This is a genomic window from Caldicellulosiruptoraceae bacterium PP1 (assembly GCA_041320695.1).
Taxonomy (GTDB): domain Bacteria; phylum Bacillota; class Thermoanaerobacteria; order Caldicellulosiruptorales; family Caldicellulosiruptoraceae; genus JBGGOQ01.
On record JBGGOQ010000001.1, the window covers coordinates 659588 to 674245 of the forward strand.

General features: G+C 28.2%; 21 protein-coding genes and 1 tRNA gene. 7 read left to right on the top strand and 15 right to left on the bottom strand.

Annotated elements, in window-relative coordinates:
- Positions 1–6 precede the first annotated feature (6 nt).
- Together ruvA and ruvC are read right to left on the bottom strand one after the other, a co-directional pair.
- Positions 7–600 carry a Holliday junction branch migration protein RuvA gene (gene ruvA, locus ACAG39_03430; protein MEZ0536287.1) on the bottom strand — a complete coding sequence of 198 codons (594 nt, stop codon included), beginning with the start codon at positions 598–600 and terminating at the stop codon, positions 7–9.
- Positions 597–1094, bottom strand: coding sequence for a crossover junction endodeoxyribonuclease RuvC (ruvC, locus tag ACAG39_03435; GenBank protein MEZ0536288.1), 498 nt, complete (start codon positions 1092–1094; stop codon positions 597–599). Before ruvC ends, ruvA begins: the two co-directional genes overlap by 4 nt.
- A gap of 144 nt (positions 1095–1238) precedes the next feature.
- On the opposite strand from ruvC, the gene ACAG39_03440 reads away from it, so the two are divergent.
- The gene (locus ACAG39_03440) at positions 1239–1856 is read left to right on the top strand and encodes a GNAT family N-acetyltransferase (protein MEZ0536289.1); all 618 of its coding nucleotides are present in this window, start codon (positions 1239–1241) and stop codon (positions 1854–1856) included.
- 32 nt (positions 1857–1888) lie between these two features.
- Here ACAG39_03440 and ACAG39_03445 read toward each other — a convergent pair whose 3' ends face one another.
- The 7 genes from ACAG39_03445 to ACAG39_03475 form a co-directional block, all read right to left on the bottom strand.
- A complete protein-coding gene (locus ACAG39_03445) occupies positions 1889–2170 on the bottom strand; it encodes a spore coat protein (GenBank protein MEZ0536290.1) in 282 nt (93 codons plus the stop codon).
- Positions 2171–2185: 15 nt separating this feature from the next.
- Positions 2186–2386, bottom strand: a complete 201-nt coding sequence (locus ACAG39_03450; GenBank protein ID MEZ0536291.1) for a hypothetical protein — start codon at positions 2384–2386, stop codon at positions 2186–2188.
- Between the two features lie 66 nt (positions 2387–2452).
- Positions 2453–3127 (bottom strand): L,D-transpeptidase family protein, encoded by a 675-nt coding sequence (locus ACAG39_03455; protein MEZ0536292.1) that lies wholly within the window; start codon positions 3125–3127, stop codon positions 2453–2455.
- Between the two features lie 68 nt (positions 3128–3195).
- Positions 3196–3582, bottom strand: coding sequence for an aspartate 1-decarboxylase (gene panD, locus ACAG39_03460; GenBank protein MEZ0536293.1), 387 nt, complete (start codon positions 3580–3582; stop codon positions 3196–3198).
- A gap of 5 nt (positions 3583–3587) precedes the next feature.
- Complete coding sequence (panC, locus tag ACAG39_03465) at positions 3588–4433, bottom strand: pantoate--beta-alanine ligase (protein ID MEZ0536294.1); 846 nt, start codon at positions 4431–4433, stop codon at positions 3588–3590.
- A complete protein-coding gene (panB, locus tag ACAG39_03470; GenBank protein ID MEZ0536295.1) occupies positions 4433–5227 on the bottom strand; it encodes a 3-methyl-2-oxobutanoate hydroxymethyltransferase in 795 nt (264 codons plus the stop codon). Before panB ends, panC begins: the two co-directional genes overlap by 1 nt.
- Positions 5220–6080 (bottom strand): Rossmann-like and DUF2520 domain-containing protein, encoded by an 861-nt coding sequence (locus ACAG39_03475; GenBank protein ID MEZ0536296.1) that lies wholly within the window; start codon positions 6078–6080, stop codon positions 5220–5222. Before ACAG39_03475 ends, panB begins: the two co-directional genes overlap by 8 nt.
- Positions 6081–6336: 256 nt before the next feature.
- On the opposite strand from ACAG39_03475, the gene ACAG39_03480 reads away from it, so the two are divergent.
- The 6 genes from ACAG39_03480 to argB all read left to right on the top strand — a co-directional run bounded on the left by ACAG39_03480 (position 6337) and on the right by argB (position 10241).
- Entirely contained in the window at positions 6337–6864 is a 528-nt protein-coding gene (locus ACAG39_03480; protein MEZ0536297.1) for a ferritin, read from the top strand.
- Between the two features lie 84 nt (positions 6865–6948).
- The gene (locus ACAG39_03485; GenBank protein ID MEZ0536298.1) at positions 6949–7170 is read left to right on the top strand and encodes an FmdB family zinc ribbon protein; all 222 of its coding nucleotides are present in this window, start codon (positions 6949–6951) and stop codon (positions 7168–7170) included.
- A gap of 247 nt (positions 7171–7417) precedes the next feature.
- Positions 7418–7990 (top strand): nucleopolyhedrovirus P10 family protein, encoded by a 573-nt coding sequence (locus tag ACAG39_03490; GenBank protein ID MEZ0536299.1) that lies wholly within the window; start codon positions 7418–7420, stop codon positions 7988–7990.
- A gap of 68 nt (positions 7991–8058) precedes the next feature.
- Positions 8059–8145, top strand: a tRNA-Leu gene (locus ACAG39_03495).
- A 161-nt stretch (positions 8146–8306) separates the two neighbouring features.
- Positions 8307–9344, top strand: coding sequence for an N-acetyl-gamma-glutamyl-phosphate reductase (argC, locus tag ACAG39_03500; GenBank protein MEZ0536300.1), 1038 nt, complete (start codon positions 8307–8309; stop codon positions 9342–9344).
- 15 nt (positions 9345–9359) lie between these two features.
- A complete protein-coding gene (gene argB / locus ACAG39_03505; protein ID MEZ0536301.1) occupies positions 9360–10241 on the top strand; it encodes an acetylglutamate kinase in 882 nt (293 codons plus the stop codon).
- 28 nt (positions 10242–10269) lie between these two features.
- Here the strand turns inward: argB and ACAG39_03510 are convergent, their stop codons facing one another.
- The 6 genes from ACAG39_03510 to ACAG39_03535 form a co-directional block, all read right to left on the bottom strand.
- Positions 10270–10725, bottom strand: coding sequence for a 23S rRNA (pseudouridine(1915)-N(3))-methyltransferase RlmH (locus ACAG39_03510; protein MEZ0536302.1), 456 nt, complete (start codon positions 10723–10725; stop codon positions 10270–10272).
- A complete protein-coding gene (locus tag ACAG39_03515; protein MEZ0536303.1) occupies positions 10725–11198 on the bottom strand; it encodes a low molecular weight protein arginine phosphatase in 474 nt (157 codons plus the stop codon). The genes ACAG39_03510 and ACAG39_03515 overlap by 1 nt, the downstream gene beginning before the upstream one ends.
- A gap of 1 nt (position 11199) precedes the next feature.
- Positions 11200–12252 (bottom strand): L-threonylcarbamoyladenylate synthase, encoded by a 1053-nt coding sequence (locus ACAG39_03520; GenBank protein MEZ0536304.1) that lies wholly within the window; start codon positions 12250–12252, stop codon positions 11200–11202.
- Position 12253: 1 nt separating this feature from the next.
- A complete protein-coding gene (locus ACAG39_03525; GenBank protein ID MEZ0536305.1) occupies positions 12254–12973 on the bottom strand; it encodes a ZIP family metal transporter in 720 nt (239 codons plus the stop codon).
- 61 nt (positions 12974–13034) lie between these two features.
- The gene (locus ACAG39_03530) at positions 13035–13808 is read right to left on the bottom strand and encodes an OmpA family protein (GenBank protein MEZ0536306.1); all 774 of its coding nucleotides are present in this window, start codon (positions 13806–13808) and stop codon (positions 13035–13037) included.
- Positions 13809–13813: 5 nt separating this feature from the next.
- The gene (locus tag ACAG39_03535; GenBank protein ID MEZ0536307.1) at positions 13814–14608 is read right to left on the bottom strand and encodes a flagellar motor protein; all 795 of its coding nucleotides are present in this window, start codon (positions 14606–14608) and stop codon (positions 13814–13816) included.
- Positions 14609–14658 lie beyond the last annotated feature (50 nt).

Below are 14658 nucleotides of genomic sequence, written 5' to 3' on the forward strand. Positions count from 1 at the left end.
CCTTATTTAAATTTTTGATAACATTTTAAGTGATTGTTTAATAGCTTCTTCAACATCTAAATCTTTATCTAATTTATTAATAACAGATAATACTTGTTCCTTAGAAAATCCCAAAGAATAAAGAGCTAGTTTAACATCTTCATAATCACTATTAACCATAATATCAGTCTTTTTGTTTTCTGAACTATCAGTAAATTCTTTTTTAAAACTTTCTTTCAACTCAACAATAATCTTAGCAGCAGTCTTTTTACCAACACCTTTTACCTTTTCTATCTCTGAGGTAACACCTTTTGCAATATCTATTGTAAGTTTTTCATAAGGAACATTAGAAAGTATATTAAGTGCAAGTTTGGATCCTATCCCACTTACTTTTTGCAACTTTAAAAACAGCTCTCTTTCCTCTTTATCCAAAAATCCATATAATTCAATCTCTCCTAATGTTTCAACCCATTTAAGATATGTATAAATAAGATGTTCCTTACCAATAATTTTTGAAAATTTATTATAATTACAGAACATTCTAAAATAAATATTCCCAATACGAACAATTGCAATATTATTATATACGTTTTCAACTTTACCATTAATTGCTTCAATCATATTTGTTCCTCCTGGCTAATTAAAGAAGTAGCATTGTTTAAATGGCATATGCTAACAGCTAAAGCATCTGCAACATCATCTGGTTTAGGAACTTCTTTAAGGTTTAGTAACATTTTTACCACATTCTGAATTTGAACTTTTGTCGCTCTTCCATAACCAGTTATTGATTGTTTAACTTGTAAAGGTGTATATTCATAAATAGGTATCCCCTTCTCAACAAAGCTAAGTATTATTACTCCTCTCGATTCTCCTACTGTTATTACTGTTTTGGCATTTTTATTAAAAAACAATTCCTCAATTGCAGCAACATCAGGATTATATTTTGAAATTATGTCGGATAATCTGTTATGAATGGCAAAAAGCCTTTGTGATTTTCTCATATTTGGCAATGTTTCAATTTTATCATACTCGATAACACGATATTGTCCATTTTTATAATCAACAATTGCATAACCTGTTAATGCTATGCCTGGATCAATTCCAATTACTCTCAATTTTAACCCCCTAAGCAAACATAAATTCTATATTATTTTATCATAAAAGTTTACTATTTTCTATGTTTATAATTATTCTTTATCTTTACATATAAGGTATAAAAAAATATAATAAAAATAATAAAAAAATTATGGTGATATAATTTGATAAGAAAAGCTACAAAAAAGGATTTAGAAAAAGTTGCTTTAATTTTTAGAGAATCATTTCCCGAAAGTATTAATTTTTACTTCAATAATACTATTAAAAACAACGCAATTGAAGATATTTTTAGAATTGTGTTACTATCTGAACCTGATGGTTTTTTAGTTTATCAAATTGATAATCAAGTTGTTGGATATATATGTGTTATTACTAATATTAAAAGAATTTGGACTAATACAATTATTACATTTTCATTTTTAAAATGGGCTTTTAAATGGTTTTTAGGACTTTATGGATTTGGATTATTCCCTATTAAAAAAATAGCCTCCAACAAACTTGATTTTTATAAATTTCAAAAAATAAATGCAACTGATGTTACTGCTCAAATTTTATCAATAGGAATATTAAAGGATTATAGAGGAAAAAGTATAGGAAGTAGTTTAGTTGAGGCCGGATTAAATGTTTTAAAAGAAAAAGGTGTTAAAGCTGTAAAGCTTGAGGTAAGACCTGATAATATAAGTGCCATTAAGCTTTATAAAAAATTCGGATTTTATCACATTGGAATGTCATCTGATCCACAAGGTAGATGGATTGTGATGAGAAAAGATTTTACAGAATAATACGGTTCTGCTAACTAGCAGAACCGTATGTTTTACATGCTTACCATTTGAATATTTGATTGAATAGTTTGAACATCTCTTTGTGCTTTTGTAATATCATCTTGTTTTGCCATATCTACTGGATACCATCCTTTTTGTGATAAGAAGTCAAATATTTGTTTTTGGTGATCAAATACTCTTGTAAGAGCTGATGTTGCTTCTTTTCTTAAAGCATTATTAGCACTTTCTGTAACTAATGTTGTTAGTGCAGTTGCCTGAAGTTTATAACTATTTAGTAGTGTAAAGGCAATGTCTCTATCAGATAATGTTTTCATTTATATCACCTCTTTCTATTGAAGATTTGGGTTTTCAATGAATCTTGAAAGAATATTAATATCGCTTTTATAATGGTTTACACATTGTGTTGCAAGATTTTTTAAGCTTGAATCAGTAATTTGATCTGTAACACCAACAATAAAATTAATTGAATTTTGCATCATTTTAAGATTATCTTCTAAATACATAAGTTCTTTTGATGAAATATTAGCCATCATTTATCCCTCCTTTTGTTTATTAATTAGTCTTACAATTTATATTTTTTATTATTGATTAAGAAATTATTCAAATAAAGTTATTCCTAATTTACTCATTATATATGGTGTTATTTTATTAGTAATTCTTAAGTTATTCTTTTTTAAGAACTGATATAATGCATATTCTGTTGCTTTTCCATATTTTCCTTCGGGTTCTCCATAATAAAAGCCAAGTTTCTTTAACGCTTTTTGAACTTCCATAACGTCTTCACCAGTATCACCAGGATAAATTGTTCTAAATCCATTTCTAAATGGCCCGAAGCTTCCTTCAAAGATAACAACCAAGGTTCCGATTGGTATATATGAATATAACTCTTTTACATGATCATTCATCATTCTAATACAGCCTTTACTTACATGTGCACCTATAAATTGTTCGTAATAAGTCCCGTGTATTCCATATTTCCCATATCCAACATTTAATCCCATCCATCTACCTCCAAAACCTTCTCCCCATTTTGCTTTTGATATTATTTTATAAGTTCCAACTGGAGTTGGTGTAGATGGCTTTCCTGGAGATATTGGATATGATTTATAAAGTATTTTGTCCTTAAAAACATATAACTTACTATCGTCAATTGAAACTAAAATAACGTATTTATTTTCATTTGTTTCTTTTTTAAAAGCTAAAGATGTTATTATAACTGAGATAAAAATAATTATTATGGTTATTATTGATATAAATTTTAATTTTTTCATAATAAATATAAAAAAATAAGCTCATATAAATAATTATGAGCTTATTTCAAAAAAAATACTTTTTATCTTTAACAAATAATTTCCCCATGTTCTTCTTGATTAGTAAGTTTAATAATTTTATTTTTTTCATCAACAAATATTATTCTCGGCTCAAATGAACTATATTCACTATTTTCTAACATGCAATATGCCATTATTATCACTTTGTCACCTACTTGTGCTTTTCTTGCAGCAGCACCATTTAAGCATATAACTCCACTTCCTTTTTCGCCTTTTATTACATATGTTTCAAATCTCTCACCATTATTTATATTTACAATTTGAACTTTTTCATATTCTAATATCTCAGCTTGTTTCATTAATTCTTCATCAATAGTTACACTACCAACATAATTTAAATTTGCTTCAGTAACAGTAGCTCTATGAATTTTTGATTTCAATACAGTTAAAAGCATTTATTCTAAACCTCCACAGTTATATTGTCAATTAATCTTGTATTCCCGACAAAAACTGCTAATGAAATCAAGACTTTACCTTTTATTTCATCTACAATTTCAAAACTATTATAATCAACTATTTCGATATAATCAATTCGTGTTTCTTCTTTTTCCAAAATCATTTCAGACATTTTATTCTTTATTACTTCAGAGTTTTTTTCACCTTGTAATATCATATCTTTCGCAGTTAAAAGCGATTTATAAAGTATTGGAGCAATTTTTCGTTGCTTTTCGTTAAGATAAGTGTTCCTTGAACTCATAGCAAGCCCATCATGCTCTCTTACAATTTCACACCCAACAATCTCAACATCCAAATTTAAATCATTAACCATTTGCCTGATAACTGCCAATTGCTGAGCATCCTTTTTGCCAAAGTAAGCTTTTGTTGGTTTTACAATATTAAATAATTTTAACACTACTGTTGCAACACCATCAAAATGCCCAGGACGCGATTTACCACACATAATATCTGTAATCTCTTTAACAGATACATTAGTTTTAAATCCATTAGGATACATCTCTTTAGCATTAGGATAAAAAATTACATCAACACCAACACTTTGAGCAAGATTTTTATCTCTTTCAAAATCTCTTGGATATCTTTCAAAATCCTCGTTTGGTCCAAATTGTATTGGATTTACAAATATGCTCATAACAACTATATCATTTTCTTCTTTCGCTTTTTTGGCTAAACTTAAATGACCATCATGAAGATATCCCATTGTTGGAACAAATCCAATTGTTTTATTTTCAAACATCATTTTATTTCTATAATCTTTCATTTCTTTAATGCTCTCAATTATTATCATTAATAGCTATGCTCCTTTCCAGGAAAATTACCATTTTTAACATCTTGGATATAATTTTTTACAGCATCTTGAATAAGATTACCAAGCTCTAGGTATCTTTTTACAAATTTAGGTTTAAAATCATTAAACATTCCTAACATATCGTAACTTACTAAAACCTGTCCATCACATTCAGGACCTGCACCTATTCCAATAACAGGAATACTTACACTTTCAGTTACAACTTTTGCAACATGTGCTGGAACCTTTTCTAATACCAAGGCGAAAACTCCTATACCTTCTAATCTTTTTGCATCTTCAATAAGCTTATTTGCTTCTTGTTCCTCTTTTGCTCTAAGGTTATATCCACCAAATATGTTAACAGACTGAGGTGTTAAACCTAAATGTCCCATTACAGGGATTTGTGCCTTAATAACTGCTTCAATCTTATCTAAAACATCATCACAACCTTCCATTTTTACTGCATAAGCACCTGCTTGAATTAACTTACCAGCATTTCTTACAGCTTCTTCGATATTAACGTGATATGATAAAAAAGGCATATCACCGACAATCATAGAATAATTTGCTGCTTTCGAAACAGCTTTTACATGATGAATCATATCATCCATTGTAACTGGAATTGTTGAATCATAACCCATAATAACCATTCCCAAGGAATCTCCAACAAGAAGAATATCAATACCACTTTGGTCAAATATTTTTGCAAAAGTATAATCGTATGCAGTTAGCATTGTTATTTTCTCTTTTTTCAGTTTTTTTTCTAGTAAAAACTTTGTAGTTACCTTATTCATTATTATTCACATCCCTTCTTAGTTGATTGATAAAATCATAATATCTCTTAATTTTATTTTCATCTGAAAAATCTTTAATAAAAATATCCATAATTTTTAGAAAACTAATATAATTATCCTTTAATTCGCCTGTAATATTGGCTAAATGAATCTGTAAAGTTTTATAATCTTCTCTAGCTAATGGACCTGTCAAAGCATTTTTTGGGTTTTGAATAAAATTATTTAGAGTAGCTGTTGAGAGGCTTTTAATAATATTTAATATATCTTCATTAGTAATTCCTATACTCTCATAAAGCTTATATGAATTATATAAAAGGCCAACTAAATAGTTTGAGGCAATACATGCCGCAGCATGATAAATTGGTTTATTTTCTTTATTCAACTCAATATATCTATTTCCTATCTTTGATAAGATCTGCCTTGCAGCTTCAATTCCATATAAATCTCCTTCTAATGAAAAATAGCATTGAGAAAGTTTATCAAAATCTGATTTTTCACCAATCATTGTTTGAATTGGATGCAGCGAAAATTTACCTTTACAATTACATTTAATAATATCATGACTATAAACTCCTGATAAATGTCCTACTATTTTATTAGATATATTAAACTTATCCAATTCACTACTAAATGATTCAATTGCACTGTCAGAAATAGATAGAATAATAATATCACTATTTAATATTAAGCCATCCAATTCATGATAAAATGTAACATCAATTTTTTCAGCATTACTTTTTCCTCTAATTAAATCCCTATTGTAAATCCCACTAATTTTTAATCCCTTTTCCTTAAAATAGTAACAAAGAGAGGTCCCAGCTTTTCCAGAACCTATAAAACCAACAGTCATCATAACAATTTACCTCCAAAAAACAAAAAAGCAGACAAGGTCTGCCTTTTAGCAAAATATATTGGCAGTCCCTGTTAATTTTAATCAGGGCAGCATTTATGTTAATAAAAAAAATTTGTATGGTTCATTATATTGATACCATCAATTTATAATATTATATCACAAATTTTTGAAATTAATGATATATCAATGATATTTCTTTGGACAAGTTGGGTAATAATAAAATTGAAAATAAAAATAAATAAGGAGAGAAAACTACATGAAGAATCAAAAAATTATTGATTTACTAAATGAGCAATTAAATAAAGAAATATTTTCAGCTTATTTTTATACTGCAATGGAAGCTTATTTTGCTGATGTTAACCTTTTAGGTTTTGCACATTTTTTTATGGTGCAAACAAAAGAAGAGTTAGATCATGCAAGACTAATCTTCGACTATATAAATAAAGTTGGTGGAAGAGTAATTTTAAAACCATTGTCACAACCAAAAAATGAATTTAACTCACCAACAGAGGTATTTGATCTTGCTTTAAAGCATGAACAATTTATAACTCAATCAATACATGAAATAGCCCAAGTTGCTATTGATGAAAAAGATTATACTACTAATACTTTTTTACAATGGTTTATTAATGAGCAAGCTGAAGAAGAAGAAAATATGGATAGTATTTTAAGAAAATTAAAATTTATTAAAGAAGACCCAAGTGGGCTACTTTTCTTAGACAAAGAATTGTCACTTAGAGTATATGCACCACCATCAATAATGGCTCAAGATTCTCAAGCATAAATTTATATTCTTGTATTCTTGAAATAATTATAATTTAAGAGTATACTTTTGTTGTAGAGGTTAATAAATTAAGGAGATGAATAAATGTTTTATTCATTTATTTGTAATAAATGTAATAGTAACTTTGAGATAAGAGCTTCTATATCACAAATGACTGCTGGGCTTAGGGTTATTTGCCCTAATTGTTCATCTGAAGATGTTTCAAGAGATTATTCAACTATTTCTTTTGGTGTTTCATCAGGAAATAATAGTTCAACTTCAAGTTCTTGCAGTGGTTGCTCAGGTGGTAAAGGCTGTTGTAACTAAGAAATTATCTCTACAACATATTTAAATTAATATTTTTCTTTATTGCAAAGCTTATCAAAGACTATCCAAAAATATATTTTTCTAATTTAGTACTATTTATAATAATATAAAAATTATTAAGACCAACAATATTAAAAATATTAGAGGGTGATTAACTATCTATTTAGGCACCCTCTTTTTTTTATAGACTTTATTTTTTTGATGATATATAATTTATTTAATTACATATTTCGAGGTGTATTAATTAATGAGTGATCGTGAAATACTAGAACTAATTCTTAGTAATATCCAGATATTGAATAATAAGTTTGATAATCTTCAAACTCAGGTGAATAATCTTGAAGCTAAATTTGATAATCTTGAAGCTAAAGTTAATAGCCTTGAAGCTAAGGTCAACAGCCTTGAAGATAAAGTTAATAGCCTTGAAGCTAAGGTTAACTGCCTTGAAGACAAAATAAATAGTCTTGAAGACAAAGTTAATAGTCTTGAAGCTAAGTTCAATAGTCTTGAAGCTAAAGTTAATAACTTTGAAGCTAAATTAAATAAGTTTGAAAATAAACTAAATAACTTTGAAGCAAAGCTTGATAAACTTGAAGCACAGGTAGCTGAAAATACTCAAATCTTAAAGGCATTAGAACATTTAGCTCAAGTTAATAAAGCTGAACATGATAATATAATTATGCAAAATGCTAAATTAGAAGGATCATTTAATAAAGTTTCTGAGAAAGTTGATAAATTAGAGAAAGATTTTAATATTATTGAAGCTGTTACAGGCAAGAATATGCAAGATATTGCTTTTTTAAAGGCCGTAAACTCATAAAATATTTTATTTGAATGTCTTGACAAAGTATATTAACCTTTTTATAATATATATTGCAAATTGAATTTGCCGAGATGGTGGAATTGGCAGACACGCTACTTTGAGGGGGTAGTGGGGATAACCTCGTGCGAGTTCGAGTCTCGCTCTCGGCACCAAAATGAACACAAAAGTCCTATATTTTAGGACTTTTTTTATTTTTATGGACATTTCTTTTTTCAAATCTTTTATATTTCTGTATTTCTCAAAAAACAGTTGTATTTTTATTCATTTAATTGTATAATTATATATTATATATTCCTTTAGGAGTTGATATTATATGATAAACGTATCAATTATTGGTGGAACAGGCTATGTGGCCGCAGAATTAATTAGGATATTATTAAAACATCCTTATGTAAATATTAAATATGTAATGTCTTCAAGTAATGCAAACACAGACATTTCTGAAACTTATAAACACTTTAAGAAAAAGATTAACTTATCATATACAGAATTGAATTATGATCTTTTAAAAGATAGTGATGTTATTTTTTGTTGTCTACCTCATGGTGTTTCACAAGATATAGTTTATAATCTGCATCATATGAATAAATTAGTCATTGATCTAAGTGCTGATTATAGATATAAAGATATAAACATTTATAATGAATGGTATGGTAGCCATAAATATCCTGATTTATTTAAAGAAGCAGTTTATGGCTTACCTGAATTATATAGAAATCAAATTAAAAAAAGTAAGATTATAGGTAATCCTGGATGTTATACTACTTGTTCAATTCTATCTTTAGCACCATTATTGAAGAATAAGATGATTGAAAAAAATAATATAATAATAGATGCTAAATCTGGTGTTTCAGGTGCAGGAAGAAAAAGTGATTTTAATTTTAGCTTTTGCGAAACAGATGAAAACTTCAAAGCTTATTCAATAGCCTCACATAGGCATACTTCTGAAATTGAACAAGAATATAGTATTTTATACGGAAATGATATTAAAATTACTTTTACTCCACATTTGCTACCTATAAAAAGAGGAATTCTTTGCACTATATATGCAAATCTTGTTAATAAGAGTATAGCAATAGATGCTATAAGGGAAATATATTTAACTTTTTATGAAAATGAATATTTTGTAAGAATATATAACAAAGGTGAATTCCCTGAAATAAAATATGTTACAGGTTCCAACTTTATTGATATTGGCTTTGCAATTGATAAAAGAACTAATAGAATAATTATAGTCTCAGCTATAGACAATTTAATTAAAGGTGCAGCAGGCCAAGCTGTTCAAAATATGAATATACTTCTTAATTTAGACGAAAAAACTGGCCTTGATTTTACTGGTGAATATTTTTAATATGGAGGTAATTATATGATAGAAAATATGGATGAATTAATTTTTAAGGCTGGTATTTTAATTGAAGCATTACCTTACATACAAAAGCTAAATGGTAAAACTGTTGTAATTAAATATGGTGGTAATGCTATGATAAATGATAAGTTAAAAAATTGGGTTATGGAGGACATCACTTTATTAAAATACATAGGTGTAAATCCAATTGTTGTTCATGGTGGTGGACCAGAAATATCTAATTTTTTAAAACAGCTTAATATACAATCTAAATTTGTTAATGGGCTTAGAGTTACTGATGATAAAACAATGCAAGTTGCACAAATGGTTTTGGTTGGAAAAACAAATAAAGAGTTAGTTTCAATGATTAACCAAAAAGGTGGCAAAGCAATTGGTATTTGTGGAATAGACGGAAACCTAATAACTGCAAAAAAACACGTTGAATTTGTTGATGGACAAGAAATTGACTTAGGAATGGTTGGAGAGGTAATATCAATTAATGCAAAAGTTTTGGAAATGCTTGCAAAAGATGAATATATACCAGTTGTAGCTCCTATTGGAGTAGGCGAAAATGGAGAAAGTTATAACATTAATGCAGATACTGTCGCAGCTGAAATTGCAAAAGCCATTCATGCCGAAAAACTTATGTTTATGACAGATGTTGAAGGTGTTAAAATATCTAAAGATAGCCAAGAAATCATTTCTGCCATTCATGCTGATGAGATAATTAATATGATAAACAATAAGCAGATAGAAGGCGGAATGATACCAAAGGTTTTGGCATGTATTGATGCGTTAAATAGTGGTGTAAATAGAACTCATATTTTAGATGGAAGAATACCTCATTGTATTCTTCTAGAAATTTTCACTGATAAAGGTATAGGAACAATGATTCATTTATAAAAAAAGGATCAGTCCGCTGATCCTTTTTTTATTTATGATATTTAGTATTATTTATAATACATAACGATCTATAAATTTGCTCATAAAGCATAATACGAAAAAGTTGATGAGGAAAAGTCATATCAGAAAAAGATAACTTCATTTTTGCTATATTTTTAACTTCATCACTCAAACCGTTTGAACCACCAATTACAAAAACAATATCATTATTTGAGGTTAAGAGCTTTTTTATCTTTTCAGAAAAACCAATTGAGGATAGTTTTGTTCCATTTATATCCATTGCAATAACATAATCACCTTTTTTAATTTTTGAAAGTATTTCTTTGCCTTCATATGCTAAAGATTTATTTATATCATCATAGTTATATTCTTGAATTTCTATTTCATTAATCTTTATCCATTTATTTATTCTTTTTTTGTATTCTAAACATGCATCTTTATAAAAATGTTCTTTAATTTTGCCAACACATATAATTTTTATCATTATTTATCAATCCTGTTAATTAGTTTATCAATAAGTAATGATATTTCATCTCTGCAGATCCTATAATAGTTTAAGTCGTTCCCATAAGGATCTATAACATCTAAGTCTTCTTTATTATCTAAGACATATTCTTTTAATGTAAACACCTTATCCATAGTACCAGGAAACATTTCAATAATAATGTCTTTATGGTGTTTTTCCATTGTCAAAATTAAATGACTGTTTTTAAGCATATCAATATTTATTAGTTTAGAAATATGACTTGAAATATCAATACCTATCTCATCCATCACTTTTATTGTATTGTTTGAAGCTTTTTGAGGAAAAAAAGCTGACACACCTGCAGATATTGCTTTGATATTATTTATTTTAAGTTTATTAGCCTTATAATTAAAAAGATATTCTGCCATTGGACTTCTACATGTATTCCCTGTACAAACAAATAGTATATTCATTTGTTCCATTTGTTTCATTTCACACCTCATATATATTATAACTTGCAGCTTTGAAAAGTCTATTTTCTAAAGCTAAAGCTTCAAACCCATTATTATTGTTCCATTCGCAAATAATTATATCTATATCCATTTTTTCAAATAATCTAAAACTTGAGAAAAGATTCTTCATGCACTCTTCAATAGAAAAAACACTTCCAATTATTAATGTTTTATAGTCTTTAAAGTTAAAGCTTGTCTCATAAAAAGATAATATTCCAACCCTTTTATTTTCATTTTTGTAATATTCAGCAAGCTGTTTTACTTTTGAAACTCTTTTTTTAACTTTCCCCTTTACTACTATAACTGGAATATTTGGGGCATAATGCTTATATTTCATACCAGGTGCCTTAGGTATTAGAATTTTTTGTTTATAATTTAATAATGATTCATCAATATAAATTTCACCCAAAACCTCTTTTAGCATTTCATAAGTAATTGCACCGGGTCGTAAAATTGTAGGTTTATTTGTTAAATCAACAATTGTTGATTCTAATCCAACATTGCAGCTTCCCCCATCAATTATATAATCAACATCTTTATCTATTAAATCTTCAATAACATGTTCTGCTTTCGTAGGGCTGGGTCTCCCTGATAAATTTGCTGAAGGTGCTGCAATTGGTCTTTGAGCTAAAGCTATTAAATCTAATGCAATTTTATTCGCAGGCATCCTTATTCCAACACTTTTTAAGCCTGCAGTAACTTTATCTGGAACAATGCTTTTTTTTCTTAAAATAATGGTTAAAGGTCCTGGCCAAAAGTTTTCAATCAAAATTCTTATAATTTCTTTATCATAATCCATAGCAATATCATAAATCATTTCAATAGATGAAATATGAAGTATTAATGGATTATCTTGTGGCCTTCCTTTTATTTCGAATATTTTTGAAACAGCCTTTTCATTAAAACCATCTGCTCCCAAACCATAAACAGTTTCAGTTGGGAAGGCTACAATTCTTCCATTTTGAATTGATTGTGCAGCTGGTTTTAAAATATCTAAATCATAATTATCTTTTGCATTTATAATAACAGCCAATTTATTTCCACTCCATAAGTAAAATACCTAAAATGATACCAATGATATTAGCTATTATTGGCAATTTCCCTTTGTTTATTCTATTATATTCAGGAATTAAGTCTGAAATAATAATATATAGCATAGCTGCTGCAGCCATTGCCATACAAATACCCATGCTTATATTATTTATAGATCCAAAAAATGTCCCGATAATGCATCCAATTCCAGTAGGTATTCCAGCCAAAATTGAATAAATAATGGTATCTCTTTTCCTTGTCATATTAATATTAAACGGAACAGCTAATACAAATCCTTCTGGAATATCATGCAGAATAATTGTAATAGCTATAAGTAAACCTAAATATCTATCATTTACAAAAGATGATCCAACAGCTATCCCTTCAGGAAGATTATGCAATGCAATTCCAAATAATATTATAAATCCACTTGCATTTTTAATATTAAAACTTTTGATTTTTTCAACATTTAGCTCAATAAATAAAATTACTAATGTTATTAAAATTATAATTGAAATTGTAATAAAATCTCCACATGAATAAATAGCCTCAGGAATAAGACCAAAACAAATCATGCCTAACATTAATCCAGATGTAAAAGCAATTGAAACACTTAGAAATCTCTTATTATTTGGTGAAATAAAAAAAGATAATAAACATCCAAGTAATGATCCAATAATTCCACAAAGAAAAATAAAGGCATTTATTATAATATAGTTCATAATTCTAAGTAGAAATATTATTATTTCAATAAATAATATGTTATTTCAGCAATTTTTATTTTTAATTTTGCGAAGCTGAATTATAAGTTGTTCGAACAATAAATATTGTTACTCGTCTATTAAGCGATCTACCTTGTTCTGTAAGATTTGATGCTATTGGTTTATATTCTCCATAACCCACAACAGAAAACCTTTCGGGGTTAATCTTTGTTGTATTTAATATCTCTCGTAATACCGACGTAGCTCTTGCAGTTGATAGTTCCCAATTTGAGTAAAAATACTTATTATGAATAGGTCTATTATCTGTATGCCCTTCAATTCTTATTGTGTTTTCTGGGACTTTTTCTAATATTTTAGCTATTTCATGAATTACTTCTTTAGCTTCTGGAGTAAGATTAGCAGAACCTGAATCAAACAATACATCTTTGAGCATTATAGAAAGACCTTTTGATTCTTGGACAACTAATACCTTCCCCTCTATGCCATGCTCCTTAATTAACTGGAGCACTTGTTTTTGAATATTATCAATTTTTTGTTGTTCAGTTAGTTCCTTATTTTTAGTATTTCCACCAACTTCGCTATTTTTACCACTTACATTTTTACCAGATAATCCTTCTAAGATAGACGGACCGGTATTATCAAACACATAAGCAGTTCCTTTTAAAACCGATGTTAATGATTCTGTAAAATTTCTATATTTAACCATATCAAGTTTACTCATTGAATACAGAACAATAAAAAACACAAGAAGCAATGTAATCAAATCTGCATAAGTAATAAGCCATCTTTCATTATTTTCAACTTCAGCTTCTTCTCTTCTCTTACGAGATGCCATTTATATCATCCTCCTGCTCCAGCTCTTGCTGTTTCAGTAGAAGTTCCCTCAGATTCTTTTTGCCCCTCAGATCCACCAATTTTTTCTCTTAAAATTCTTGGATTTTCGCCTGCTTGTATTGATAATAATCCTTCAACAATTATATCATTTAGCATTCTTTCTTGTTTACCTTTTGTCTTTATTTTTTTGCCAAAATTTAGCCATATTAAATTTGCAGTTGCAACACCATATAATGTTGCAACAAAAGCAACAGCAATTGAACCTGCAAGTTCATCTGGATTTGAGATATTACTTAAAACTGAAATAAGCCCCATAACCGTTCCAATAATACCCATTGTTGGTGAATAACCACCTGCTGCTTCAAAAACCTCAGCAGCAGCTTTAATTTCTTGCTCTTTGACGTATACTTCTCTATCCAAAATATCTCTTATTATCTCTCCTTCAATACCATCAACAACAAGTCCTAATCCTTTCTTAAGTAGCGGATTTTGAATATTAGGAAGCTCCTGTTCCAAAGCAAGAAGTCCTTCTTTTCTGGCTCTATCAGATAATTGAACAAGTTGCTCAATTATCTCACTAGTATTTAGTTTTTTATCGGTAAAGACCATTTTTAAGTGTGCTATTGCATTTTTAACCTCAGCCATTGGAAATGATATTAATACTGCTGCAATTGTTCCACCAAAAACAATCATACCTGCAGATATTTGTATTAATTTTGCAGGATTACCTTTTTCAATTATAAAAGCAGTTAGTAATGAACCAAATCCTAAAATTAATCCCCCAATAGATAATATATCCATCTACATCATCCTTTGAAAAAAGTTTATAATTCATATAATTTATCGACAAA

What these genes read in the sequence shown, in the direction of transcription:
- ruvA (MEZ0536287.1), bottom strand. Translation starts at nt 600, where the DNA reads ATGATTGAAGCAATTAATGGTAAAGTTGAAAACGTATATAATAATATT.
- ACAG39_03445 (MEZ0536290.1), bottom strand. Translation starts at nt 2,170, where the DNA reads ATGAAAACATTATCTGATAGAGACATTGCCTTTACACTACTAAATAGT.
- ACAG39_03450 (MEZ0536291.1), bottom strand. Translation starts at nt 2,386, where the DNA reads ATGGCTAATATTTCATCAAAAGAACTTATGTATTTAGAAGATAATCTT.
- ACAG39_03455 (MEZ0536292.1), bottom strand. Translation starts at nt 3,127, where the DNA reads ATGAAAAAATTAAAATTTATATCAATAATAACCATAATAATTATTTTT.
- panD (MEZ0536293.1), bottom strand. Translation starts at nt 3,582, where the DNA reads ATGCTTTTAACTGTATTGAAATCAAAAATTCATAGAGCTACTGTTACT.
- panC (MEZ0536294.1), bottom strand. Translation starts at nt 4,433, where the DNA reads ATGATAATAATTGAGAGCATTAAAGAAATGAAAGATTATAGAAATAAA.
- panB (MEZ0536295.1), bottom strand. Translation starts at nt 5,227, where the DNA reads ATGAATAAGGTAACTACAAAGTTTTTACTAGAAAAAAAACTGAAAAAA.
- ACAG39_03475 (MEZ0536296.1), bottom strand. Translation starts at nt 6,080, where the DNA reads ATGATGACTGTTGGTTTTATAGGTTCTGGAAAAGCTGGGACCTCTCTT.
- ACAG39_03480 (MEZ0536297.1), top strand. Translation starts at nt 6,337, where the DNA reads ATGAAGAATCAAAAAATTATTGATTTACTAAATGAGCAATTAAATAAA.
- ACAG39_03485 (MEZ0536298.1), top strand. Translation starts at nt 6,949, where the DNA reads ATGTTTTATTCATTTATTTGTAATAAATGTAATAGTAACTTTGAGATA.
- ACAG39_03490 (MEZ0536299.1), top strand. Translation starts at nt 7,418, where the DNA reads ATGAGTGATCGTGAAATACTAGAACTAATTCTTAGTAATATCCAGATA.
- argC (MEZ0536300.1), top strand. Translation starts at nt 8,307, where the DNA reads ATGATAAACGTATCAATTATTGGTGGAACAGGCTATGTGGCCGCAGAA.
- argB (MEZ0536301.1), top strand. Translation starts at nt 9,360, where the DNA reads ATGATAGAAAATATGGATGAATTAATTTTTAAGGCTGGTATTTTAATT.
- ACAG39_03510 (MEZ0536302.1), bottom strand. Translation starts at nt 10,725, where the DNA reads ATGATAAAAATTATATGTGTTGGCAAAATTAAAGAACATTTTTATAAA.
- ACAG39_03515 (MEZ0536303.1), bottom strand. Translation starts at nt 11,198, where the DNA reads ATGAAACAAATGGAACAAATGAATATACTATTTGTTTGTACAGGGAAT.
- ACAG39_03525 (MEZ0536305.1), bottom strand. Translation starts at nt 12,973, where the DNA reads ATGAACTATATTATAATAAATGCCTTTATTTTTCTTTGTGGAATTATT.
- ACAG39_03530 (MEZ0536306.1), bottom strand. Translation starts at nt 13,808, where the DNA reads ATGGCATCTCGTAAGAGAAGAGAAGAAGCTGAAGTTGAAAATAATGAA.
- ACAG39_03535 (MEZ0536307.1), bottom strand. Translation starts at nt 14,608, where the DNA reads ATGGATATATTATCTATTGGGGGATTAATTTTAGGATTTGGTTCATTA.